This is a genomic window from Duganella hordei, from assembly GCF_040369125.1.
GTDB classification, from domain to species: Bacteria; Pseudomonadota; Gammaproteobacteria; order Burkholderiales; family Burkholderiaceae_D; genus Rugamonas; species Rugamonas hordei.
Map to the genome: position 1 here is coordinate 24,315 of NZ_BPWI01000004.1, position 22,814 is coordinate 47,128.

17 protein-coding genes and 2 pseudogenes are annotated in these 22,814 nt (G+C 65.6%); 7 read left to right on the forward strand and 12 right to left on the reverse strand.

The annotated features are described in order from the left end of the window. Positions 1 to 61 precede the first annotated feature (61 nt). The 4 genes from ABWW33_RS10805 (at position 62) to ABWW33_RS10820 (ending at position 7,919) form a co-directional block, all read left to right on the forward strand. On the forward strand, positions 62 to 2,911 hold the full coding sequence (locus ABWW33_RS10805; protein ID WP_176653447.1) for a TonB-dependent receptor: 2,850 nt from the start codon (positions 62 to 64) through the stop codon (positions 2,909 to 2,911). A 72-nt stretch (positions 2,912 to 2,983) separates the two neighbouring features. After that, on the forward strand, positions 2,984 to 4,345 hold the full coding sequence (locus tag ABWW33_RS10810) for an alpha-amylase family glycosyl hydrolase (protein WP_353401458.1): 1,362 nt from the start codon (positions 2,984 to 2,986) through the stop codon (positions 4,343 to 4,345). Beyond that, a complete protein-coding gene (locus tag ABWW33_RS10815) occupies positions 4,346 to 5,848 on the forward strand; it encodes a tryptophan halogenase family protein (RefSeq protein ID WP_353401460.1) in 1,503 nt (500 codons plus the stop codon). Positions 5,849 to 5,861: 13 nt separating this feature from the next. After that, positions 5,862 to 7,919, forward strand: coding sequence for a glycoside hydrolase family 97 protein (locus tag ABWW33_RS10820; protein WP_353401462.1), 2,058 nt, complete (start codon positions 5,862 to 5,864; stop codon positions 7,917 to 7,919). On the opposite strand, the gene ABWW33_RS10825 is transcribed toward ABWW33_RS10820, so the two are convergent. The 7 genes from ABWW33_RS10825 to ABWW33_RS10855 all read right to left on the reverse strand — a co-directional run bounded on the left by ABWW33_RS10825 (position 7,870) and on the right by ABWW33_RS10855 (position 17,560). Next, on the reverse strand, positions 7,870 to 11,016 hold the full coding sequence (locus ABWW33_RS10825; RefSeq protein WP_353401464.1) for a CusA/CzcA family heavy metal efflux RND transporter: 3,147 nt from the start codon (positions 11,014 to 11,016) through the stop codon (positions 7,870 to 7,872). The genes ABWW33_RS10820 and ABWW33_RS10825 overlap by 50 nt on opposite strands. A gap of 14 nt (positions 11,017 to 11,030) precedes the next feature. After that, positions 11,031 to 12,194, reverse strand: coding sequence for an efflux RND transporter periplasmic adaptor subunit (locus tag ABWW33_RS10830; protein ID WP_353401466.1), 1,164 nt, complete (start codon positions 12,192 to 12,194; stop codon positions 11,031 to 11,033). After that, positions 12,187 to 13,407: a TolC family protein gene (locus ABWW33_RS10835; protein ID WP_353401468.1), complete on the reverse strand. Its 1,221-nt coding sequence runs from the start codon at positions 13,405 to 13,407 to the stop codon at positions 12,187 to 12,189. The genes ABWW33_RS10830 and ABWW33_RS10835 overlap by 8 nt, the downstream gene beginning before the upstream one ends. 72 nt (positions 13,408 to 13,479) lie before the next feature. Further along, a complete protein-coding gene (locus tag ABWW33_RS10840) occupies positions 13,480 to 13,824 on the reverse strand; it encodes a hypothetical protein (protein WP_176653442.1) in 345 nt (114 codons plus the stop codon). A 45-nt stretch (positions 13,825 to 13,869) separates the two neighbouring features. Then, on the reverse strand, positions 13,870 to 16,035 hold the full coding sequence (locus ABWW33_RS10845) for a xanthine dehydrogenase family protein molybdopterin-binding subunit (protein ID WP_353401470.1): 2,166 nt from the start codon (positions 16,033 to 16,035) through the stop codon (positions 13,870 to 13,872). Positions 16,036 to 16,037: 2 nt separating this feature from the next. Next, a complete protein-coding gene (locus tag ABWW33_RS10850) occupies positions 16,038 to 16,508 on the reverse strand; it encodes a (2Fe-2S)-binding protein (protein WP_353401472.1) in 471 nt (156 codons plus the stop codon). Positions 16,509 to 16,645: 137 nt separating this feature from the next. Then, positions 16,646 to 17,560, reverse strand: a complete 915-nt coding sequence (locus tag ABWW33_RS10855) for an MBL fold metallo-hydrolase (protein ID WP_353401474.1) — start codon at positions 17,558 to 17,560, stop codon at positions 16,646 to 16,648. A gap of 105 nt (positions 17,561 to 17,665) precedes the next feature. On the opposite strand from ABWW33_RS10855, the gene ABWW33_RS10860 reads away from it, so the two are divergent. Then, positions 17,666 to 18,166, forward strand: a complete 501-nt coding sequence (locus ABWW33_RS10860; RefSeq protein WP_353401476.1) for a DsbC family protein — start codon at positions 17,666 to 17,668, stop codon at positions 18,164 to 18,166. A 22-nt stretch (positions 18,167 to 18,188) separates the two neighbouring features. On the opposite strand, the gene ABWW33_RS10865 is transcribed toward ABWW33_RS10860, so the two are convergent. The 3 genes and pseudogenes from ABWW33_RS10865 to ABWW33_RS10870 form a co-directional block, all read right to left on the reverse strand. Next, positions 18,189 to 19,019 (reverse strand): substrate-binding periplasmic protein, encoded by an 831-nt coding sequence (locus ABWW33_RS10865; RefSeq protein ID WP_353401478.1) that lies wholly within the window; start codon positions 19,017 to 19,019, stop codon positions 18,189 to 18,191. A gap of 98 nt (positions 19,020 to 19,117) precedes the next feature. Continuing rightward, a pseudogene (locus tag ABWW33_RS33115) lies at positions 19,118 to 19,228 on the reverse strand (aminotransferase class V-fold PLP-dependent enzyme); the annotation flags it as partial. A gap of 137 nt (positions 19,229 to 19,365) precedes the next feature. Further along, positions 19,366 to 19,740 (reverse strand): annotated as a pseudogene (locus ABWW33_RS10870) (phospholipase effector Tle1 domain-containing protein); the annotation flags it as partial. Between the two features lie 89 nt (positions 19,741 to 19,829). Here ABWW33_RS10870 and ABWW33_RS10875 point away from each other — a divergent pair. Continuing rightward, positions 19,830 to 20,414 carry a hypothetical protein gene (locus ABWW33_RS10875; protein ID WP_353401480.1) on the forward strand — a complete coding sequence of 195 codons (585 nt, stop codon included), beginning with the start codon at positions 19,830 to 19,832 and terminating at the stop codon, positions 20,412 to 20,414. Positions 20,415 to 20,434: 20 nt separating this feature from the next. Here ABWW33_RS10875 and ABWW33_RS10880 read toward each other — a convergent pair whose 3' ends face one another. Then, positions 20,435 to 21,238 (reverse strand): hypothetical protein, encoded by an 804-nt coding sequence (locus ABWW33_RS10880; protein ID WP_353401482.1) that lies wholly within the window; start codon positions 21,236 to 21,238, stop codon positions 20,435 to 20,437. A gap of 82 nt (positions 21,239 to 21,320) precedes the next feature. On the opposite strand from ABWW33_RS10880, the gene ABWW33_RS10885 reads away from it, so the two are divergent. After that, positions 21,321 to 21,869 carry a lipocalin family protein gene (locus ABWW33_RS10885; RefSeq protein ID WP_176653434.1) on the forward strand — a complete coding sequence of 183 codons (549 nt, stop codon included), beginning with the start codon at positions 21,321 to 21,323 and terminating at the stop codon, positions 21,867 to 21,869. On the opposite strand, the gene ABWW33_RS10890 is transcribed toward ABWW33_RS10885, so the two are convergent. Then, the gene (locus ABWW33_RS10890; protein ID WP_353401484.1) at positions 21,866 to 22,753 is read right to left on the reverse strand and encodes a LysR family transcriptional regulator; all 888 of its coding nucleotides are present in this window, start codon (positions 22,751 to 22,753) and stop codon (positions 21,866 to 21,868) included. The genes ABWW33_RS10885 and ABWW33_RS10890 overlap by 4 nt on opposite strands. Positions 22,754 to 22,814: the final 61 nt, after the last annotated feature.

The window sequence follows — 22,814 nt, forward strand, 5'->3', positions numbered from 1 at the left end:
CCTATTTTCCTTCCGCTACAACATCCGTCCTGCAACCACAATAATTTTTAGGGACACTTTTATGACCACCAAAACAGTACAGGGGCGCTTCCGGCTGCACCCGATGGCGGCGGCCTGCGCCTTGATGATGTTCGGCCTGGCCCATGCGCAGCAGGCCGACACCACCTCCGACGACGCCAAGGCCAAGGCGGAAGCGAAGAAGAAGACCGACGCCGAGATGACCGTCGTCACCGTGGCCGGCATCCGCCGCGGCATCGAGGAAGCGATCTCGATCAAGAAAAACTCCAGCTCCATCGTCGAGGCGATTTCCGCCGAGGACATCGGCAAGCTGCCCGATAACACCGTGGCCGAGTCGATCTCGCGCCTGAGCGGCGTGACCACGCAGCGCAACAAGGTCAATGGCAAGGCCACCGACGTCAGCGTGCGCGGCCTGTCGCCAAGCTTCAACGGCTCGCTGCTGAACGGCCGCGAGCAGGCGTCCACCAGCGATGCCCGCAGCCCGGAATTCGACCTGTTCCCGTCCGAGCTGACCGGCTCCGTGCTGGTGTACAAGACCCCGGACGCCAGCCTGATGGGCCAGGGCCTGGCCTCGACCATCGACCTGCGCACCCTGCGTCCGCTGGACTTCGGCAAGCGCGTGCTGGCCGCCAGCGCGAAAAAGGAACGCATCGGCGTCGATTCCGGCTCGGACCTGGGCTCGGGCCACCGCGCCACCCTCACCTATGTCGACCAGTTCGCCAACCGCACCATCGGCCTGTCGCTGGGCCTGACCAAGTTCAAGGAAGACAACGGCGGCGAACTGAAATTCGACAGCTGGGGCGGCTGGGCGCCGACATTGGACTACAACGGCGCGCAGGTGGCGGTGCCGGGCGGCTTCCTGGCCGAGACCTCGCGCCGCAAGAGCGACCGCGACGGCGCCTCGCTGACCTTGCAGTACAAACCTAACCAGAACTTCAAATCCACCGTCGACGTGTTTTATTCGCGCGGCGACGAAAGCACCAAGAAGACCGGCATCGAAGGCGCGGTGGCATTCGGCACCGGTCCCTACGATCCGAACGGCGTGCTGACCAACGCCGTGGTCTCGAACGGCATCGCCAGCAGCGGCACCATCAGCAACTACAAGGCCGACGTCCGCAACCACCTGTATTCGAACGAGGACAGGCTGGCGTCCTTCGGCTGGAACAATGAGCTGAAGCTGGACGACAAGTGGCGCGTAGAGACCGATCTGTCGCACTCGCACGGCGTGAAGAACATCTCGAACTACGAAACCACGGCCGGCCAGCCGGGCAACACGCCGGCCAGCCAGCTCGGTTCGATCTCGTTCAGCGGCTTCAACGGCACCAACTTCGCCGACGTCAAATACAAGACCAGCCTCGATTACTCGGACCGCAAGGTCGCGCTTCTGACCGACGTGGACGGCTGGGGCGGCGGACCGAACTCGCCGCAGGCCGGCTACGTCAGCCTGCCGAACATCGACGACACCGTCAACAGCGTGCGCCTGACCGCGCACCGCGAGCTGGAATGGGGTCCGCTGGCGTCGGCCACCTTCGGCATCAACTACACCAAGCGCGACAAGTCGCGCACCGGCCAGGAAGGCCGCCTGTCGATCAAGGGCGGCGACGGCTACGCCAGCGCAGCCATGCCGGGCACCGATGTGGCGCCGGCCGGCGCCTCGGGCCTGATGGTCGCGTCCTTCGACCCGACCGGCACGCTGGGCACCATCTATGACCTGAACCGCTGGGTCGACGCCACCGTGCTGTCACGCGACTGGTCGGTCGGCGAGAAGGTGGCCACCGCGTATGCGATGGCGGACCTGGACGGCACGCTGATGTCGCTGCCGTACACCGGCAACTTCGGCCTGCAGGTGGTCAACACCAAGCAGCAGGCCTCGGGCAACCAGGTGGATCTGGCGCGCTGCACCGGCATCACCTTCGACACCTGTCCGTACAGCGTGCGCACCGGTGGCGCCAGCTACACCAACGTCCTGCCGAGCATGAACGTGGCGTTCGACCTTGGCAGCGAACAGAAGCTGCGCCTTGGCGCCGGCAAGCAGATCTCGCGCGCCAACCTGGACAACATGAAGGCCAGTCTGGACTTCGCGGTGCAGAACGCCACCTCGGTGGCGCCGGCGCTGACCGGCTTTGCCGGCAATCCGGAGTTGAAGCCCTACCAGGCCCGGTCGCTGGACCTGTCTTACGAGAAGTACTTCGGCAAGAAGGGCTACATCAGCGTGGCGAGCTTCTTCAAGAAGCTGGACAACTACATCATCAACGCGCCGGAGCTGTTCGACTTCAAGCCCTACACCAGCGCCAACACGCCGCTGCCGACGACCGGTCCGTACGCGGGTTCGACCGTGGGCTTCCTGACCAAGCCGCAGAACGGTTCGGGCGGCAATATGCACGGCTATGAAGTGGCGGTCAACGTGCCGTTCTCGCTGGTCACGCCGTGGCTGGACGGCTTCGGCGTGGCCGCCAACTACTCGTTCACCGACAGCTCGGTGAAGCTGCCGACCAGCGGCTTCGTCTCGCCGCAGAACGGCCCGGTGTTCAAGGACAGCGTGTCCGAGATCGGCCTGCCGGGCCTGTCGAAGAACGTCAGCAGCCTGCGGCTCTACTACGAAAACAACGGCGTGCAGCTGGCATGGGCGGCGCACCGCCGCTCCAGCTTCGTCGGGCAGATCCTCGACTATCGCAGCGATTCGCAGTTCACCTTCATCAAGGGCGAAACCATCGTCGACCTGCAAGCCTCGTACGAGTTCCAGAGCGGCTGGTTGAAGGGCGTATCGGTCTTCCTGCAGGGCCATAACTGGACCAACACGCCGTTCCGCGAGTACACGTCCGATCCGAACCTGATCACCAACACGGTGGTCTACGGCCGGACCTACACGGCAGGCGTCAACGTCAAGTTCTAAGCTCCGTTTTGCGCCGGATTCCGATCCCTCACCGGAATCCGGCTTTTTTTGCTTCATCTACCGGCATCACCAATGACCAAATTCCTCATGGCCCTGCTGTTGGCCACCGTCGGCATCGCCCACGCAGCCGATCCGTATCAACCCAAGCCCTACGTCCACTTCCAGCACGCGGAATGGACCAAGAACGCCAGCATCTACCAGATCAACACCCGCCAGTTCACACCGCAAGGCACCTTCCTCGCTGCGGAACAGCAGCTGCCGCGCCTGAAGGAGCTGGGCGTCGACATCCTGTGGCTAATGCCCATCCACCCGATCGGCCAGGCCAAGCGCAAGGGCGCGCTGGGCAGCCCGTACGCGGTGCGCGACTACATGGCCGTCAATCCAGAATTCGGCACGCTGGACGACTTCAGGCACTTCGTCACCGCCGCCCACGGCCTCGGCCTGCACGTGATCCTCGACTGGGTCGGCAACCACACCTCGTGGGACAACGTGCTGCGCACCAGCCATCCCGAATGGTACGAGAAGGACTACAAAGGCAACGCCCATCCGACGCCGTGGTACGACTGGGACGACATCATCGACCTTGATTACACCCAGCCCGGCCTGCGCCGCTACATGACCCAGGCAATGACCTACTGGGTGCGCGAAGCCGGTGTGGACGGCTACCGCGCAGACGCCGCCGGCCTGATACCGCAGGACTTCTGGGACAACGCCAGCCGCGAGCTGCGCGCCATCAAGCCGGTATTCATGCTGGCCGAATGGGAAAGCCGCGACATGCACGCCTACGCCTTCGACGCCAGCTACGCCTGGAGCTGGTGGGACGGCCTGCGCGCCGTCGCCGAGGGCAAGGCCGATGCCACCTCGCTGTACACCTACTACGCATGGAACCAGAAGTTCTATCCGAAGCAGGCCTACCGCATGCTGTACACCACCAATCACGACAAGAACGCATGGGACGGCACCGAGTTCGAGATCTTCGGTCCGGCGGTGGATGCGGCCATCGCGTTTTCCTTCGTCAGCGAAGGCATGCCGATGATCTACAACGGGCAGGAGGCCGGCAACCACAAGCGGCTGGCCTTCTTCGAGCGGGATGCGATACAGTGGCAGCCATCGCCTTACGAAGCGCTGTACAAAAACCTGCTGTCGCTGAAAAAGCGCAACACGGCCCTGTGGAACGGAGAATGGGGCGCGACCATGCTGCAGGTGCCGAACGACGCGCCCAAGCAGGTGTTCAGCTTTGTGCGGCAGAATGCGAAGGACAAGGTATTCGCGGTGTTTAACCTGAGTGGCAAGGTAGTGCAGGCCGGATTTAGCGGCGACCTGCACGCCGGCGCTTACCGCGATTTCGGCACCGGGGAGACGGTGCGCGTGGACAGCGGCAGCCGCTTCGACATGGCGCCGTGGAGCTACAGGATACTAATAAAGGCGGAGTAAATGGAGAACGTCAAAAACGTGGTGATCGTCGGTGGCGGCACCGCCGGCTGGATGTCGGCGGCGGCGTTGTCGCGGGTGCTGGGCGAAAAGGTGAAGATCACACTGATCGAGTCGGACGAGATTTCGACGGTCGGTGTCGGCGAATCGACGATCCCGATGATCAAGTTGTTCAACACCGTGCTGGGCATCGACGAAGATGAGTTCATGCGCGAGACCAGGGCCACGTTCAAACTGGGCATCGAGTTCCGCGACTGGGGCCGGATAGGCGACAGCTACATGCACGGCTTCGGCATCTTCGGCCAGGACCTGGCGACGCTGCCGTTCTACCAGTACTGGCTGCGCATGCACCAGGCGGGCAAGGCGCCGGACATCGAACGGTATTCGATCAACCGCATGGCGGCCAAGGCCAACAAGTTCATGCGCGCCGATCGCTCGCACGGCAATTCGCCGCTGGGCGACATCGTCCACGCCTTCCACATCGATGCCGGCCTGTATGCGCGCTATCTGCGCAAGTACAGCGAGGCCAAGGGCGTGCGCCGCATCGAGGGCAAGGTGGTCGACACGCTGATGCGCGCCTCGGACGGGCATGTGGACGCGGTGCGCATGGAAAACGGCGAATTGATCGGCGGCGAATTGTTCATCGACTGCTCCGGCTTTCGCGGCCTGCTGATCGAACAGGCGCTGCATACCGGCTTCGAGGACTGGACGCACTGGCTGCCCTGCGACCGCGCCTACGCGGTGCCGTGCGAGCTGGCATCCACCGAGCTGGCGCCTTACACCCGCGCCACCGCGCGGCCGGCGGGTTGGCAATGGCGTATCGGCCTGCAGCACCGCACCGGCAATGGCCATGTCTTCTCGAGCCGGCACATGAGCGACGACGAGGCGGCCGGCATCCTGATGGCCAACCTGGACGGGCGTCCGCTGGCCGATCCCAAGCTGCTGCGTTTCACCACCGGCAAGCGCAAGCAGGTGTGGAACAAGAACGTGGTGGCGGTGGGCCTGTCGTCCGGCTTCATGGAGCCGCTGGAATCGACCAGCATCCATCTTATCCAGTCGACGATTGCGAAGCTGATCACCTTCTTCCCGGACAAAGGCTTCCAGGCCGCCGACATCGCCGAGTTCAATCGGCAGTGCGACTTCGAGGTCGAGCGCATCCGCGATTTCCTGATCCTGCACTACCACGCCACGGAGCGCGACGACACGCCGTTCTGGGACTACTGCCGCACCATGGATATCCCGGACACCTTGCGCGCCAAGATGGAGCTGTATCGCTCGCGCGGGCGCATCGTCCGCGTCGACAACGAGCTGTTCGCCGAAGTGGGCTGGCTGCAGGTGCTGCACGGCCAGGGCATCAAGGCCGACGGCTACCATCCGCTGGCCGACCTGCTGGAAGAAAAAGAAGTAGCCGAGTACCTGGACAATATCGCCTCCGTCATCGGGCTATGCGTCAACCAGATGCCGTCGCAAGCCGCCTACATCGCGGCGCACTGCGCATCGTCATAACAAGGAACAGCACGTGCATACAACTCCCGTCAAAATCCGCTGGATCTCCGCGTGCAGCATGATGCTGGGCGTGTACGCCAGCACCGGCAGCGCGCTGGCCGACGACATACTGGCGACCGTGTCGTCGCCGGACAAGGTGCTGAGCGTGGCCGTTCAGCTGGGCGGCGACGGCCGCCTGGCATACGAGGTACAGCGGCACGGCAAGCAACTGATCGCGCCGTCGCGGCTGGGTTTCCTGCTGGCCAACGCCCCGGAGCTCGACGGCGGTTTCTCGCTCGACAAGCAGGCCGTCACCGAGCATGACGACACATGGGAACAACCATGGGGCGAGCGTCGCTACGTACGCAATCACTACAAGGAGCTGCGTCTGGAGCTGGTGCAGAAGGAGCAGCAGAACCGTCGCATGGCGCTGGTGTTCCGCGTGTTCGACGACGGCGTCGGCTTCCGCTACGAGATACCGGACCAGCCGCAGTTGAAGGAAACGAAGATCGCCGACGAGCTGACCGAGTTCATCGTCGCGGCGCCGGCCACCGCGTGGTGGCAGCAGGCCGGCGAGATGGCGGCGCTGGAATACGCGATCCGCAAGACGCCGCTGAGCGAAGTCGGCATGGCCAATACGCCGATGACGATACGCACCAGGGACGGCACGCACATCGCCTTCCACGAGGCGGCGCTGGTCGACTACGCGTCGATGTGGCTGCGCAAGGTGGACGGCCAGAAGCTGCGCGCGCATCTAACGCCGTCGGCCATCGGCGCGCCGGTCGAGCGGCAGGGCGCTTTCACGACGCCATGGCGCACCATGCAGATCGCCGACAACGCGGCGGGGCTGTATATGTCGGACCTGATCCTGAACCTGAATGAACCGAACAAATTGGGGGATGTATCGTGGATACATCCGTCGAAATTCGTAGGCGTCTGGTGGGAGATGCACCTTGAGAAAAGCACATGGGGTTCCGGTGCGAAGCACGGCGCCACCACGGAGAACACCAAGCGCTATATCGACTTCGCCGCGAAGAACGGATTCCGCGGCGTACTGGTGGAAGGCTGGAACATCGGCTGGGATGGAAAATGGTACGGCGACGGTTCGGAATTCAGCTTCACGCAATCGTATCCGGACTTCGACCTTGCCGCCACCAGCGCCTACGCCATCAAAAAGGGCGTGCGCCTGATCGGGCACCACGAAACCGGCGGGAACGTGGCGCGCTATGAAGACCAGATGGATGCCGCCTACCAGCTGTATGCGAAGCACGGCGTGGACAGCATCAAGTCCGGCTACGTGACCGACGCCGGCACGGCGCAATTCCACAGCGCCGGCGGCGGCACGCACTATGGCTACACCGATTCGCAGGAAGGCTCGCGGCACTACCTGAAGGCGGTGACGGAGGCGGCGCGCTACAAGCTGGCGATCGACACGCATGAACCGATCAAGGATACGGGCCTGCGCCGCACCTATCCGAACTGGGTCTCGCGCGAAGGGGCGCGCGGCATGGAATACAACGCCTGGGGCAATCCGATCAACAGCGTCGATCATGAAGTGAACCTGGTCTTCACGCGCATGCTGAGCGGACCGATGGACTACACGCCGGGCATATTGAGCCTGGAAGGCGTGAAGGGCAAGCCGATCAACTCGACGCAGGCCAAGCAGCTGGCCAGCTTCGTGGTGATCTACTCGCCGGTGGTGATGGCGGCGGACCTGATCGAGAACTATGAGAAGTATCCGGGGCCGTTCAAGTTCATCAAGGACGTGCCGACCGACTGGGCCGAGACGCGCGTGATCCATGGCAGCATGGGCGAATATGCGACCATCGCCCGCAAGGACCGCCACTCGGACAACTGGTACGTCGGCTCGGTGACGGACGGCGAGGCGCGCACGCTGTCGCTGCCGCTGGACTTCCTCGACGCCGGCAAGCGCTACACCGCCGAAATCTACCGCGACGGCGACCAGGCCGACTACCGCACCAGCCACCGCTTCGACATCGTCATCGAGAAGAAGATCGTCACAGCGAAGACAGCGCTTCAACTCAAACTGGCTCCCGGCGGCGGCCAAGCCATCCGCTTGACGCCCATGTAAGATGGGCCAGGCGGTAGAGCAAGGGGAGCACCAGCAGTGTCAGGGCGGTGGAGGAGAGGATGCCGCCGATGACCACCGTCGCCAGCGGACGCTGGACTTCGGCGCCCGTGCCGGTGGCGATGGCCATCGGGATGAAACCCAGCGACGCGACCAGGGCCGTCATCAGTACTGGTCGCAGCCGCCCCAGCGAGCCTTCGCGGATCGCCTGCTCCACCGTGCGCCCTTCCTCGCGCAGGCTGCGGATGAAGGAGATCAGTACCAGCCCGTTCAACACCGCCACGCCGGACAGCGCGATAAAGCCCACCGCTGCCGATATCGATAGCGGTATGCCCCGCAACGCCAGCGCGGCGATACCGCCCGTCAGCGCGAACGGTATGCCGCTGAATACCAGCAGGCCGTCTTTCAGATTGCCGAACATCGCGAACAGCAGCACCATCACCAGCAGCAGCGCCGCCGGCACCACGATCTGCAAGCGCCGCGACGCAGATTGCAGCTGCTCGAACTGTCCGCCCCAACTGGTCCAGTAACCCGCCGGCACCGCCACCTGGCGCAGGCGTTCCTCCGCCTCCGCAACGAAGGAACCGATATCCCGCCCGCGCACATTGGCGCTGATGACGACTCGCCGCTTGCCGTCCTCCCGGCTGACCTGGTTCGGTCCCGGTGCGATACTGAACGTCGCCACTTCGCCCAGCGGGATGAAATGCGTGACGCCGTCTCCTTTCGGCAGCGGTACCGGCAGCCGCCGTACTACATCCAGGTCGCTGCGCAGCGCATCCGGCAGCCGCACCACGATGTCGAAGCGCCGGTCGCCCTCGAACATGGTGCCCGCCTCGGTGCCGCCTATGGCCGTGGCGATGGTCTGCTGGACGTCGCCCACGTTCAGGCCATAGCGCGCGGTCTTGCCGCGGTCTGTTTCCACGGTCAGCACCGGCAGGCCGCTGGTCTGCTCTACCTTGACCTCGGCCGCGCCGTCCACCTTGCCCAGCGCGGCGGCGATGCGCGCGGCGGTTTCGTTCAGGACCGCCATGTCGTCGCCGAACAGCTTGACCGCGACGTCGCTGCGCACGCCGGATATCAGCTCGTTGAAGCGCAGCTGTATCGGCTGCGAGAATTCGAAGGCGTTGCCCGGAATTTGAGCGGCGGCGTTCTGGATCGCCGCCAGCAGTTCATCGCGGGATTTCTTCGGCGCCGGCCATTGCGATTCCGGCTTCAGCATGATGTAGCCGTCGGAGACGTTGGGCGGCATCGGATCGGAAGCGATTTCCGCCGTGCCGGTGCGCGCGAAGATACGCTCGATCTCGGGAAACTTCTGCTTCAGCGTCAGTTCGACCTGCTTTTGCATCTCCACCGATTGCGTCAGGCTGGTGCCGGGTATGCGCAATGCCTGGATCGCAAAGTCTCCTTCGTTCAGGCTCGGAACGAATTCGCTGCCCATGCGGGTGGCCAGCAGCACCGACAACAGCACCGCGATGCCGGAGAACGCCAGCACCACTGGCGTGTTGGCCAGCACGCACTCCAGCACCCCGGCATACCACGCGGACAGCTTGCGGTGCTCCTTCTCGACCACGCTGTCGCCTATGAACAGCGCGACGGCGGCGGGAATAAATGTGATCGACAGCAGCATCGCCCCCAGCAGCGCCATCACCACGGTCAGCGCCATCGGATGGAACATGCGCCCTTCGACACCGGTCAGCGCGAAGATCGGCAGGTAGACCACCATGATGATCAACTGCCCGAACAGCAGCGGGCGTCGTGCTTCGCGCGCGGCGGCGAAGACCTCGTCAAAGCGCTCGGCGCGCGTCAGGCTCCTGCCGTGGCGAGCCTGCGCGTGGGCGAGCCGCCGCACGCAGTTCTCGACGATGACCACCGCGCCGTCGACGATGATGCCGAAGTCCAGTGCACCGAGGCTGAGCAGGTTGGCGCTGACCTTGAAGGAGACCATGCCGGTGAAAGTGAACAGCATCGCCAGCGGGATCACCATCGCCGTGATGAGCGCCGCGCGGATGTTGCCGAGGAAGACAAACAGCACGGCGATCACCAGCACCGCGCCTTCGAGCAGATTCTTCTTCACGGTGGCGATGGCCTTGTCGACCAGCGTGGTGCGGTCGTACACGGTCACCGCCTGCACGCCGGCAGGCAGGCTGCGGTTGATGTCGGCCATCTTGCGGTCCACCGCCTGCGAAACGGCACGGCTGTTCTGGCCGATGAGCATGAAGACCGTTCCCAGCACCACTTCGCGCCCGTTCTCCGTCGCGGCGCCGGTGCGCAGCTCGCGGCCGATGTCGACGTCGGCCACGTCGCGCACGTGCACCGGCACGCCGTCGACGTTGGTGAGGATGATATTGCGGATATCGTCCAGCGATTTGACCTGGCCCGGCGCGCGCACCAGCAGCTGTTCGCCGCGCTTTTCGATGTAGCCGGCGCTGGCGTTGCCGTTGTTGCGGTCGATCGCCGTCACCACGTCCTGCAGGGTCAGCCCGTAGGATGCGAGGCGCTGCGGATTCGGCGCCACCTGGTACTCCTTCGCGAATCCTCCGATGGAGTTAATCTCCGTCACGCCGGCCACGTTGCGCAGCTGGGGCTTGATGATCCAGTCCTGGATCTCGCGCAGGTCGGTCGGCGTGTAGGGCGTGCCATCGGCCTTCCTCGCCCCCGGCTTGGCCTCCACCGTCCACAGGTAGATTTCGCCCAGCCCCGTGGATACAGGTCCCATGGCCGGCGTTACACCGGCGGGCAATTGCGCGCGCGCTTCCTGTATGCGTTCGCTGACCATCTGCCTGGCGAAGAAGATGTCGGTGCCGTCCTTGAAGATGACGGTGATCTGCGATAGCCCATAACGCGACAGCGAACGCGTTTGCTCCAGCTTCGGCAGGCCGGACATCAGCGTTTCGATCGGATAGGTCACGCGCTGCTCGGTCTCCAGCGGCGAGTAGCCCGGCGCAGCGGTGTTGATCTGCACCTGCACGTTGGTGATGTCGGGGACGGCGTCGATGGGCAGCTTTTGATAGCTGTAGACGCCGACCGTTGCCATCACGGCGACAAGCAGCAATACCAGCCAGCGCTGGTCGATGGCGAATCTTATAATTCGTTCAAACATGATGTGCTCCCGTCTCAGTGCGCATGCTCGGCGCTGTCCTTGCCCAGTTCCGCCTTGAGCACGAAGCTGCCGGCGGAGGCGTACTGCGCACCGGCCTGCAGGCCTTGCAGCACCTCGGTCAGCTTGCCGTCGCTGCGGCCGACGACCACCGGCTGCGCACGGAAGCCGCCCGCCACCTTGACGAACACCACCGGCTTGTCTTCCACCGTCTGGATAGCCTCGGTGGACACAACGACGGCGGCATCGGCCTGCCCGGACAGCACCTCGACGTTGACGAACAGGCCAGGTCGCCATGAGCGGTCGGGGTTGGCCAGCGCCACGCGCGCCTTGGCGGTACGGGTCTGCTCGCCCAGCAGGGAACCGACGTAGGTGATCTTGCCGCTGGCCTGCGCCTCGAAGGCCGACGCCTTTACCATCACCGTCTCGCCGACACGAACGCGGCTCAAGTCCTTCGGCGGCACGGCCAACTCGGCCCACACAGACGACAGGTCGGAGATCGTGAAGACGTTGGCGTCTTCCTTGACCGCTTCGCCCAGCGCCAGATGCTTTTCCATTACCACTCCGTCGAACGGCGCCCGTAGTTCCAGGCGGTTCAGGTTTCCGCTTGCGTCGGCGGCCGCACCAGTACCAAGTGCATCTATCTTCTGGCGCGCATTGCGTACCGCGATTTCGGCTTCATGCATGGTCTGTTTGGCTTGCAGGTAGTCCTGCTCGGCGGAGATCTTGTCCTGCCACAGCCGCTGTTCGCGCTCGAACGTGGTGCTGGCCAGCGCCAGCCGCCGTTGCGCCGACAGCAGTTCGCTGCGCTGTTCGGACAAGCCGCTGCTGGCGATCACCGCCAGTACCTGCCCTTGCTTCACGTTCTGTCCCAGCTCGGCATGCACGCTGGTGACGACGCCCGCCAGCTTGGGTACGACATGCGCGGTACGGTCTTCGTTGAAGCGGATCTCGCCCGGCAACGTGATGGCCACTTTGATCGCCGCAGGCGCGGCCGCGGCCAGCGTCACGCCGGCGGCCTTGAGCTGCGCCTCGCTCAGTGCGATCATCTCCTCCTTCGCAGGGTCGCCGTGCTCCACCTCCTCGCGTCCGGCCGGGCGCTTCGGCATCATGATCCACGCGGCCAGCAACAGGCCGATGAGCGCCATGACGGCGATGATGATTTTCTGCTTTTTATTCATGTTCTTCTCCGAGAATGCGGCTGATGGCGGCCATCGCGCGGTGCGCGTCCGCCAGCGCGTTCAGGTATTGGGATTTCGCCTGCAGCAAGGTGCGCTGGGCGTCGAGGACGTCGAGGAAGCCGAATTTTCCGTATTCGAAGCCGGTGCTGGCCGCGTCATACGCGCTTTGAGCGCCCGGCAGGATGTCGCCGCGCAGCGCCAACGCTTGCTGACGGGCGACGTCGAAATCCTCATATGCCTGCGACAGCTCGGTATCCAGCCGCAGCGTGGCTGCCTCCAGCTCATCGCGCGCCTTGTCGACGCGGCGCGCCGACTCCAGCACGTTGCCCTGGTTGCGGTCAAAGAATGGCAAGGGAACGGAAAGGCCGAACACCGCCTGCGTGCGACCCAGTTCCTCCGAGCGTTTGCTGCCGACGTTGAACGTCAGGTCGGGCATGCGCCTGGTCACCTCGACTTGCGCCAGCGCCTGGCGCCGCGCCAGCTCCGAGCGCGCCAACGCCATCGCCGGCGAGCGCTCCAGCCGCTGCCGCAACGTCGCCTGGTCCGGCAGCGGCGGCAGCACGTCGATGACGCCGTCGGCTCGCTCGAAACGCGGCGCCGGATTGCCCCACATCGCGGCGAGCCGCTTGCGTGCGCCGGCCAGCGTGCCGCGCGCGCGCATCAGCTCCAGCTGCACGCTGGAAGCCGCCACCCGGGCACGCGTTTCCTCCACCGGCGATACCTTTCCAGCCACCACGCGCCGGCCCGTTGCGGCGGCGGCGCGTTGCGCCAGATCGCCGGCTTCCTGCGCCAGCCGCACGTGCTCCTGCGCGGCCAGCACGGAAAAATATGCATCGATCGCGTCGGCGCGTAAGGCCGCATGCCGCAGCGCCAGCTCGGCCGATGCGCTGTCGCGCCCGCGCTGCGCCGCCGTCACGCGGGCTGCACGCTTACCGCCCAGTTCCAGCGGCTGGCTCAGTTGAATCGTGGTTTCGCGCGTGTCGCGCCGCGTATCGGTACGCTCGAGCGATAAGGTGGGATTGGGCGGCAGGCCGGCCTGCCGCACCGTTCCGTCGGCCGCCTGCAGCTCATGGCGCGCGGCCGACAGTTCGGCATTGGCGCCGACGACCAGCGCCAGCGCCGCACGCAGCGTCAGTGGTGCGGACGGCTCGATTTCGGCCCGCGCACAGGCAGGCCATGCCGCTAGCCATAGCGGCAAAAGATATTTGTACATCGAATTCTCCAGACAATAGGAAAGGAATTCGACGAGACTTGAACAGGGAAGGTAGTTGCAGGCCTCGCCGCGCTAGGCGACGAGCAGCCAATTGGGCCGCTGGGGCCCTTCGGAGATATGAGACAGGTAACGCCGCGCGGCAGTCGGGGCATGGCCGATGGCCTCGACGGCGACGTCAACGCCGCCGCCGGCCGGCACCGAAGCCTGCACCGCGTGGTGACAGACTTCGCAGTCGGAATGCACCTTGACCGGTTTGCTCTTGTCGGCACCATCGTCGGACTGCGCCTGGTGCTGGTGTCCATGATGGCCAAAGTGCGTGACCGTGGCCGGCTCGTGCTGGCAATAGACGGCCGCCATCGACCAGGCGTGCTGGATGGGCAGAATGGTCAGCAGCAGGATGAGCAGGAGCTTTTTCACCGCTCCATTGTATCAGCCTGCCGCCAACGCAGCTGCACGACTACACTACGCCTTCTTCAGCAGATCCGGATTGATCGGCATCTCGCGCACGCGCTGGCCGGTCGCGGCAAACACCGCGTTGGTCAGCGCGGCGCCGACGCCGGCGGTGCCCGGTTCGCCGATACCGCCCGGCGCCTCGCCGCTCTTGACGATTTCCACCTCGATCTTCGGCGCCTCGGCCATGCGCAGGATGCGGTAGTCGTGGAAATTACTCTGCTCCACGCGGCCGTCCTTGACCGTGATGGCGCCGAACAGCGCCGCCGTCAGGCCGTAGTTGATGCCGCTCTGGACCTGCGCGGCGACGGTGTCCGGATTGACCACCTGGCCGCAGTCGACCGCGCACACCACGCGCTTGACCGTGACGTCGCCGGCGTCGTTGACGCTGACATCGACCACCTGCGCCATGTAGGTGCCCCAGGCGCGCATCAGCGCGATGCCGCGTCCGGAACGGGCCGGCAGCTTCTCGCCCCAGCCGGCCTTCTGCGCCGCGATCTTCAGCACGTTGGCCGCGCGCGGCTCCTTGCCCAGCAACGACAGGCGATAGGCCAACGGATCCTGGCCGGTCTTGAGCGCCAGCTCGTCCATGAAGCTCTCCAGCACCGTCATGTTGCGGGTCGGGCCGACGCCGCGCCAGAACGCCGTCGGCACCGGGCCGTCCTCCTGCGTGTACTCGCTGCGCATGTTCGGGATATCGTAGGAGAAGATGTCCGAGCCCTCGACGTTGTCGATATCGAGGCCGTCCTTGAGCCAGCCCGGCGCGAACGCGGCCAGGTTGGAAGGGCCGGCGATCTTGTGCGAGAACGCCACCGGCTTGCCGCCGGCGTCCAGCGAGGCCGATACCGAGTGCGCATACAGGCCGCGGAACAGGCCGTGCTGGATGTCTTCCTCGCGGCTCCACACCAGCTTGACCGGGCCCTTGACCTGTTTGGCGACCAGCGCGGCCTGCACCACGTAGTCGGTGTACAGGCGGCGTCCGAAGCCGCCGCCGATCAGGTGATTGTGCAGCGTGACTTTTTCCGGCGCCAGGCCCAGCGCCTTGGCCGCGTCGTCGCGCGCGCGGGCCGGCACCTGCGAGCCGGTCCAGATCTCGGCTGTGCCGTCGGCCTTGACGTGAACCGTGCAGTTCATCGGCTCCATCGTCGCGTGGGCCAGCATCGGGTTGACGTACACCGCTTCGACGCGGTTGCCGTCAGCGGCGATGGCCTTCAGCGCGTCGCCGTCGTTGCGGGCGACCTTGCCCGGCTTCTTCAGCGCGTCGAGCATGATCTGGCGCACGTCGCCGGTGGCCAGCTTGGCGTAGCGGCCTTCGTCCCACACGATGTCCAGCGCGGCCAGCGCCTGCTTGGCGTACCAGTAGTTGTCGGCCACCACGGCCACCGCGTTATCGAGCTTGACGACGGCGCGCACGCCGCGCATCTTGCGCGCCTTGGCGTCGTTGACGGATTTGAGCTTGCCGCCGATGACGGGACTGGCCGCCACCACGGCCACCTTCATGCCCGGCACTTGCGCATCGATGCCGTATTGCGCCGTGCCGTCGGTCTTGCCCTTGGCGTCGAGGCGCTTCAGCGGCTTGCCGATCAGTTTGAAATCCTTGGGCTCCTTCAGCGCGATCTTGGCCGGCGGCTGCAGCTTGCCGGCCGCCGCCACCAGCTTGCCGTACTTGATGCGGCGGCCGCTGGCCGCGTGCACCACTTCGCCGTGCTCGGCGCGGCAGCTGTCCGGCGCCACCTTCCATTCGTCGGCGGCGGCCTGGATCAGCACCATGCGCGCGGCGGCGCCGGTCTGGCGCATCGGTTCATACATGGTGCGCATCGACAGCGAGCCGCCGGTGAACTGGTCGCCGAACGGCGCGCCGTAGACCTTGGCGTCCGGCGGCGCGTGGCGCAGCAGGATCTTGTCCATGTCCACTTCCAGTTCCTCGGCGATCAGCATCGGAATCGAGGTGTAGGTGCCCTGGCCCATTTCCACCTTGGGCATGGTCAGCGTGATGGAGTCGTCGGCGCCGATGGCGATGAAGGCGTTCAGGTCGGCCGGGGCCATGCCAGGCGCCTTGGCGGCGGCGGCGAGCGCCTCGCCGGGCAGGGTCCAGAAGCCGACCATCAGGCTGCCGCCCGCCGCGGCGGCCACTTTCAGGAAACCGCGGCGGCCGAAGGAATTGTCGGGTGCGTTCATGCTCAGGCTCCTTTCAGCAGCGGCGATTTGGCGGCATCCTTGATCGCCTCGCGGATGCGGGGATAGGTGCCGCAGCGGCAGATGTTGCCGGACATGGCGTCGTCGATGTCGGCGTCGCTCGGCTTCTTATTCTTGTGCAGCAGCGCGGCGGCCGACATGATCTGGCCGGACTGGCAGTAACCGCATTGCACCACCTCGGCCGCCAGCCATGCCTGCTGGGTGGCCTTGCCGGCCGGCGTGGCGCCTATGCCTTCGATGGTGGTGATCTTCTTGCCGGCGACCGCCGACACCGGCAGCACACAGGAGCGGGTCGCCTCGCCGTCCACATGCACGGTGCAGGCGCCGCACAGCGCCATGCCGCAGCCGAACTTGGTGCCGGTCATGTGCGCTTCGTCGCGCAGCACCCACAGCAGGGGCATGTCGCCCGGCACATCGAATTCCCGCGTTTTTCCATTGATTTGCAACTTGACCATGAGGCGCTCCTTATCAGACTGCACAGTTCGCCCATTGTGGGCAGTACGTGCACTATAGCCAAAAATGTCGGGTTGTTAATACTAGCCGTTGGGGATACTCAAACAACCAACAGTTGTAAATCGGCAAGCGGCGACGGTCATCCCTGCGCCTTGGCGGTGGCGGCGGCGCTCCACAGCGAACCGGGATTGGCGCGCTCCGGATACAGCTCCAGCATGCGGTCGTACAGCTCGCGCGCGCTGCCGGTGGCGTCGTTCAGGCGGATGAAGTCCTGCAGGTACTGGCGGGTTTCAACCACGCAGCGCGGATCGTCGCCGTTGCCCGGCAGTTTGTGGCCGGCCACCACCGCCGACGGCTGCAGCGCGGCGATGCGGTCGAGCGCCGCCAGCCAGCCCTGCCGGTTTTGCCGGGTCGATTCGTTGAGGAAGGGATGGATGCCGTTGTAGACCGCGTCGCCCGCCACCACCAGGCCGATCGCCGGCACGTGCAGCACGGTGGTGTCGTCGGTGTCGGTATGGCCGACATCGACCACCCGCAGCGTCTGCCCCTCGAGCTCGATGCGGTCGCCGCTCAGCGGCGCGGCGGCGGCCAGCACCTCCGGGATCTGGTTGGGGAACAGCTTGCGCCAGCGGGCGTCCAGCTGGGCCGGCACGATCTGCTGGCGCATGCGCTCGACCACCGCCGGCGTCGCCAGCCCCTGGGCCTGCGGGAAGCGCCGCAGCAGCATTGCCAGGCCGAAGAAATGGTCGGCGTGCGCGTGGGTGGCGTAGATGGCCTTCAGCTTCTTGCCGGTCGCGGCGATCTGGTCGGCCAGCTTGTTGGTCTGCTCGATGGTGAGGAAGGTGTCGATCAGCACGGCGTCGCGCTCGCCGTAAATCAGCGTGGCCGAGTTGGCCACCCACATCAGCGACTCCTTGCCCGCCGGGATGTCGCGGGTCAGGCCCGGGCGGGTGGCGGTAAATACCTGGTAGCGCAGCGGCGCTGCCAGGGCGGCGCCCGGCAGCGCGGGCAGGATGGCGGCTGCGGCCAGTTTCAGCAGGTCACGACGGTGCACGGAATTCCCCTTATTGATTGCGAATACAATCAATAAAGTATGCGGCAAGCCCCATGCGCTGTCAACAAGGCTTTATCATGGCTGATGGACACGCTTTTCATATACTTGACGGCAACCTGGCTGGGCTTGGCGGCAGCCGTTCCGGCCCTGGCCCAGCAGATGGCGGCGCCGGCCCGCATCGACTTCGCCAGCCTGCCGCTGCAACGCGCCATCAAGGTCGTGCACGGCAACGGCGCGCGCCGGCTGGCCGTGTTCTCCGATCCCGATTGTCCCTATTGCCAGCTGCTCGAGCGCGACACCTTGGAGCGGCTCGACAACGTCACCATCTACACCTTCCTGTTCCCGCTGGCGCGGCACGGCGACGCGGCGCGCAAGTCGCAGCTGATCTGGTGTGCGCCGGACCCGGCGCTGGCCTGGCAGGAATGGATGCGCTACCGCAAGCTGCCGGCCGCGCGCGCCTGCGTGCCGCCGCTGCGGGCCAACCTGACGCTGGCCAACAAGCTGGGCATCCGCGTGACGCCGACTTTGATACTGCCGCAGGGCGAGGCGGTGCTGGGCGCCATCGACGCCGAGACGCTGGAAGGCAAGCTCGGCGAGTCGCCCTGACGCCGGCTGTGTGCCTGACTAATTAATTGCCGGACGCGCCGTACTTGCGCAGGATGCGGGCCACCGTGCCGTCGGCGCGCATGGCTTCCATTTCGGCGCGCCACCTGCGGCCATCCTCCTCGCTGAAGTCCATCGATCCCGCCAGCCACACCTCGCCGCTGCGGAACATGGCGCTGAAGTCGTATTCGCTTTCCTTGTTGCCGTCCAGGGTGGCGGCATAGCGGTGGATGTCCTCGCCGCCGTAGGTGGCGTCGGCGATGCCTTTCTTTACCATGCGCATGCACTCCCTGACGGTAGAGCATTCGGACACCTCGAGGAAGCCGGCGTCCACCAGCGCGCGCTTGTGCGGTGAGCCGCGCAGCACCACCAGCCGCTTGTGCGCCAGCGCCTGCGGATCGTGCACGTCGACGCCGCCGTGCGCGCCGACGAAGATAAAGCGCTGGCGGTAGAGCCTGACCATCCAGCGGTATTGCGGCTCGCGCTCGGGCGTGCGGGTCAGCGGCAACACCAGCATGCGCGGCAGATGCTTGACCATCGTCAGCGCGCGCTGCCATGGATAAAACTCCACGGTGACCGGCGTATCCAGCCGCCGCAACAGCTCCTGCGTCATTTCGACCAGCGAGCCGGGACCGGCCTCGGACTGCGACATCGCGTACGGCGGCAGCTCGGCCACCGCCAGCCGCAGCGGTGACGGCTCGGCGGCCACCAGCAGGCCCGGCAGCAAGGCCAGCGGCGCGGCCAGCAGACAGCAGCGCCTCCATCTCATGAACCCGTGCGTTATCCGGCGGACGCGCAGCGTTTGCAGCAGCGTCTCCGCCTGGCTTACTTCGTCCCGGGTTTCAGATGCCGGCATCGTTATCTCCGCAGCGATCAGTCGCTGCGGAGCAGTATCCCACGAAGTAGTTGCAGTTGAACAGGCCGCACGGCACCTGTTGCAAATCGGCAGCGGTGCTAGCCCTTGCGCCGCTGCGACGCCAGTCCCCTGACCACGGCGACCAGGCGGTCGATTTCATCGAAGGTGTTGTAGAACGCCAGCGATGGCCGCACCGTCGTTTCCAGCGCGCCTCGTCCCGCGACAGGGCGTGACGGATATGGCGATACTTCTTGTAAGAGGTCAGGCCGTTCGACGGCGGTCGTCCGCGCGGGAGAAATAGGTGTAGACCAGCAGATCGAGCAAATCCAGGTTGTGCGCGCACCAGGCCGAAAAGGTTCGCCATGCCCGCCACGGCGCGCACGGTAAATGCCCCGCGCGAAAAGCCGAACAGGAAGATTTCGTCGCCGTCTCGGTATTCCTGCACCAGGAATTTATAGGCGTTCGCGATGTTTTCGTAGATGCCCCGTCCCGACGCCAACCCTTCGATGCGCGTCAGCGTCCTCCGCAAAGCCTGTCCCACGCCGACGCCCGGGTCGTAGTACAGCTTCTGATCGTGCGTTGCCGGCGTCAGTATGTTGAGCAGCTTGACGACGTTGGTGTCGTTGACCCCGGCGGTCAAGGTGTTGTTGGTACCGTCGCAGCAGACGATCAACTGCCGCGCGTGCTTCTGGTTTGTGTAATCCATGGCTGCCCCGCTCATCCCCGCACCTGTAAATTTGACCGGCGGGCAGTCCGAAAGTGCGCGCGCCTTTACAATAGGGTTCCGTTCATCCGCCTGCGCCGACACCGATGCCCGACCACGACAGCACCACGCAACGCGAGTTCTTCGACAAGCTGCACGACAAGATCGATGCCTATACGATGGAAGTTGACCGCTTCCATGACGACGCCAGCCACTTCTCGCGGCGCGTCGCCGAATGCGATCGCCTGGTACGGCTGGCCCAGACCAGCCTGACACAGATCGATGTCAAGGTGGCCGAAGCGGTCCAGATCGAATCGCGGGCGACCACCATCGCCGGCGCCGCCGGCCGTGAAGCCGGCCGCGTGGCGGCGGAGGCGGCAGGCCAGGCGGTCGATCAGCTGATGCAAACCGTTGCCGACCTGACCGCCGACGCCGACCGGGTGCGCCGTGCGCTCCACCGCAGCGTCGGAAAAACCGGTCTGTGGATCGCGTTCTACGTCGTCTGCACGCTGGGACTGTGCGTGCTGACCGCCTGCGCCACCTACTGGATCGCGCAAAAGAACGCCGTGACGCCGGAGATCGCCCACTACGCCGAACTGGGCAAGATGCACGAGAGCTTGCTGAACAAGGCCAGCGAACGGGAAGTGAAAACCATCAACGCCATCCTGGCCCGGCCCGCCAAACAGAAATAGGCCGCTCGGCCGGGGCGGCCTCAGCGCGACATGCCGGGGTCGCGCGACGGCGTTGGCCGATGCTCGGGCGCATCCCTATGCATGGCACGCGACTGCTCATGCTCGCGCAAATACTGCGGATCGTAATGGATCGTCAGTTTCATCAGGTGGGTGAAATTGTCGAACCGCAGCGACTGGAAAGGCTGCGGCGCGCCCGGCACATACACCGTGACCACGCCCTGGAAGCCCGCCAGCCCGCTGGCCCCATCCGTGCCGACCAGCTCGTACAACTCGGTCAGATAGCGCTTGAAGCGCTGGATATTGCTGCCGGTCGTGCGGCGCTCGATGAAGGCATCGATGAATTCGGCGGCGCGCCACTCGCGCGCCACCGCCTTCGGCAACCCGCGCCCCAGCACGGCGCCAACCTTGGCGACATAGCGCGCCACGACGATTTCTTCCATGGTCTGCCGCCCCAGCCCGGGCAGGTCGAGCTGGACCGGCCGGCCCCAAGCGGCATGGTGCATCGTTTGCGCACGCGCCAGCCGGGCGCTGTCGGCGGCACAGGAATCGAGCAGCCGCAGCCGCTGCTCCTTCGTGCCCTCGCTCTTCAAGCGCTCCTCGCTGGCCTTGAACTCGATCAGCGCAAACTGGCCGCGGGCGGCGAACAGGTAGTCGGCCAGCGCCTGGTCCTGTCCGCACAACGCGCTGCCGACCACATACGGGTGACGCGCGCCGGCCTCGTGCGACGAACGCACCCTGGCGTCTATCATTTTGGAAAACTCGACGATCAGCGCCTGCTCCATGTCGCGGAACAGGGCGGCGTCTGCTTTGTGTGTTGCGCTCATGGGTTTAGCATACCGGATCCTCGCGTCCGGCGGCTGGGACGCGCTTGCACTACCATGTGGTTTTCCGCCGCAGAGGTATGCCATGCAAAAATTGTTGATCGCCGCCATGTTCTCGCTTGCCAGCCTGCACGCGCCGGCTGCCGAAACGCCGCTGGTCACCATCGCCGCGCTGGACGTGCCGCGCTACATGGGCACCTGGTACGAAATCGCCAAGTTCCCCAATTGGTTCCAGCGCAAGTGCGTCGCCGCCACCACCGCCAACTACACGCTGCAGAAAGACGGCAAGGTGGCGGTGCTGAACCGCTGCCAGACCGCCGGCGGCGAAATGATACAGGCCACGGCCGAGGCACGCCAGGTCGGCGGCACGACCTCGCCTAAACTGCAGGTGCGCTTCGCGCCTGCCTGGCTGTCGTTGCTGCCGATGGTGTGGGCCGACTACTGGGTGCTCGACATCGATGAGGACTACCAGCTGGCCGCCGTCGGCGAGCCGCGCCGCGAATATCTGTGGATACTGTCGCGCACGCCGTCCGTGACGCCGCAAGCCTACGAGGCGCTGGTCGACCGGCTGACGCGCCAGGGCTTCGATACCAGCCAGCTGGTCAAGACGCCCGCCATCAAGACCACGCCCTAGGGAGCGATCTCGCCGAGCAGTTGCTCAAGCGCCAGTGCGGCGCGGCTCTTGGACCGCTGACGGTGATGCAGCAAGGAAAACGGCCGGGGTGGCAGCGCGAAATGCGCCGCGCGCAGCAGGCCCGCCTGCAGGTCGGACGCGACCACCAGCTCCGACACCACCGCCGCGTACGGACCGGCCATGACGGCCGAGCGCACAGCCTCGTTGGATGGCAGCGCCAGCACGACGTCGAGCTTGGCTGCATCGATGCCCATGCCGCGCAGCCGCGTCTCGAACGCCGAACGCGTGCCCGACCCCTGCTCGCGCATGATCCACTGCGTCGCCAGCAGCGCCTGCGCGCTGACCGGCTTGCCGTCGGCCCATGGGTGGGCGGGGCCGACTACCGCCACGATGCGGTCCTCGGCGATCGCGCTGACGCTCAGCTCGATTTCGTCGATGCTGTCTTCGACGAAGCCCAGGTCGGCCCGCCCCTCCAGCACCGCCTGCGCGACGCTGCGGGTATTGCCGACGGTGAGGCTCAACTCTATTTGCGGGTAGCGCTGGCGGAAACGCAACAGGCGCGGCGGCAGCCAGTAGTTGGCCAGCGTCTGGCTGGCATGCAGCGTCAGCGCGCCGCGCTTCAGGCCGGCCAGTTCGGCCAGCGTCAGCTCGGCGTTGCGCGCGGCGCCCAGCGTGGCGCGCGCTTCGATCAGAAACAAGCGCCCCGCCTCGTTGACTTCGATGCCGCGGCCGATGCGGTTGAACAGCGGTGTGCCGTAGCGCTCTTCCAGCGCGCGGATCGAAGCGCTGACGGCGGACGGCGTCAGCGCCAGCGCGTCGGCCGCCTGCGTCAGGTGCGCGCGTTCGGCCACCGCGATGAAGATGCGCAGCTGCTCCAGCGTCATGGCGCGTCCTTCAGCTGCTGCTCCAGCAACACTGCGGCGCGATGGTTATCGGTGGTTTGCA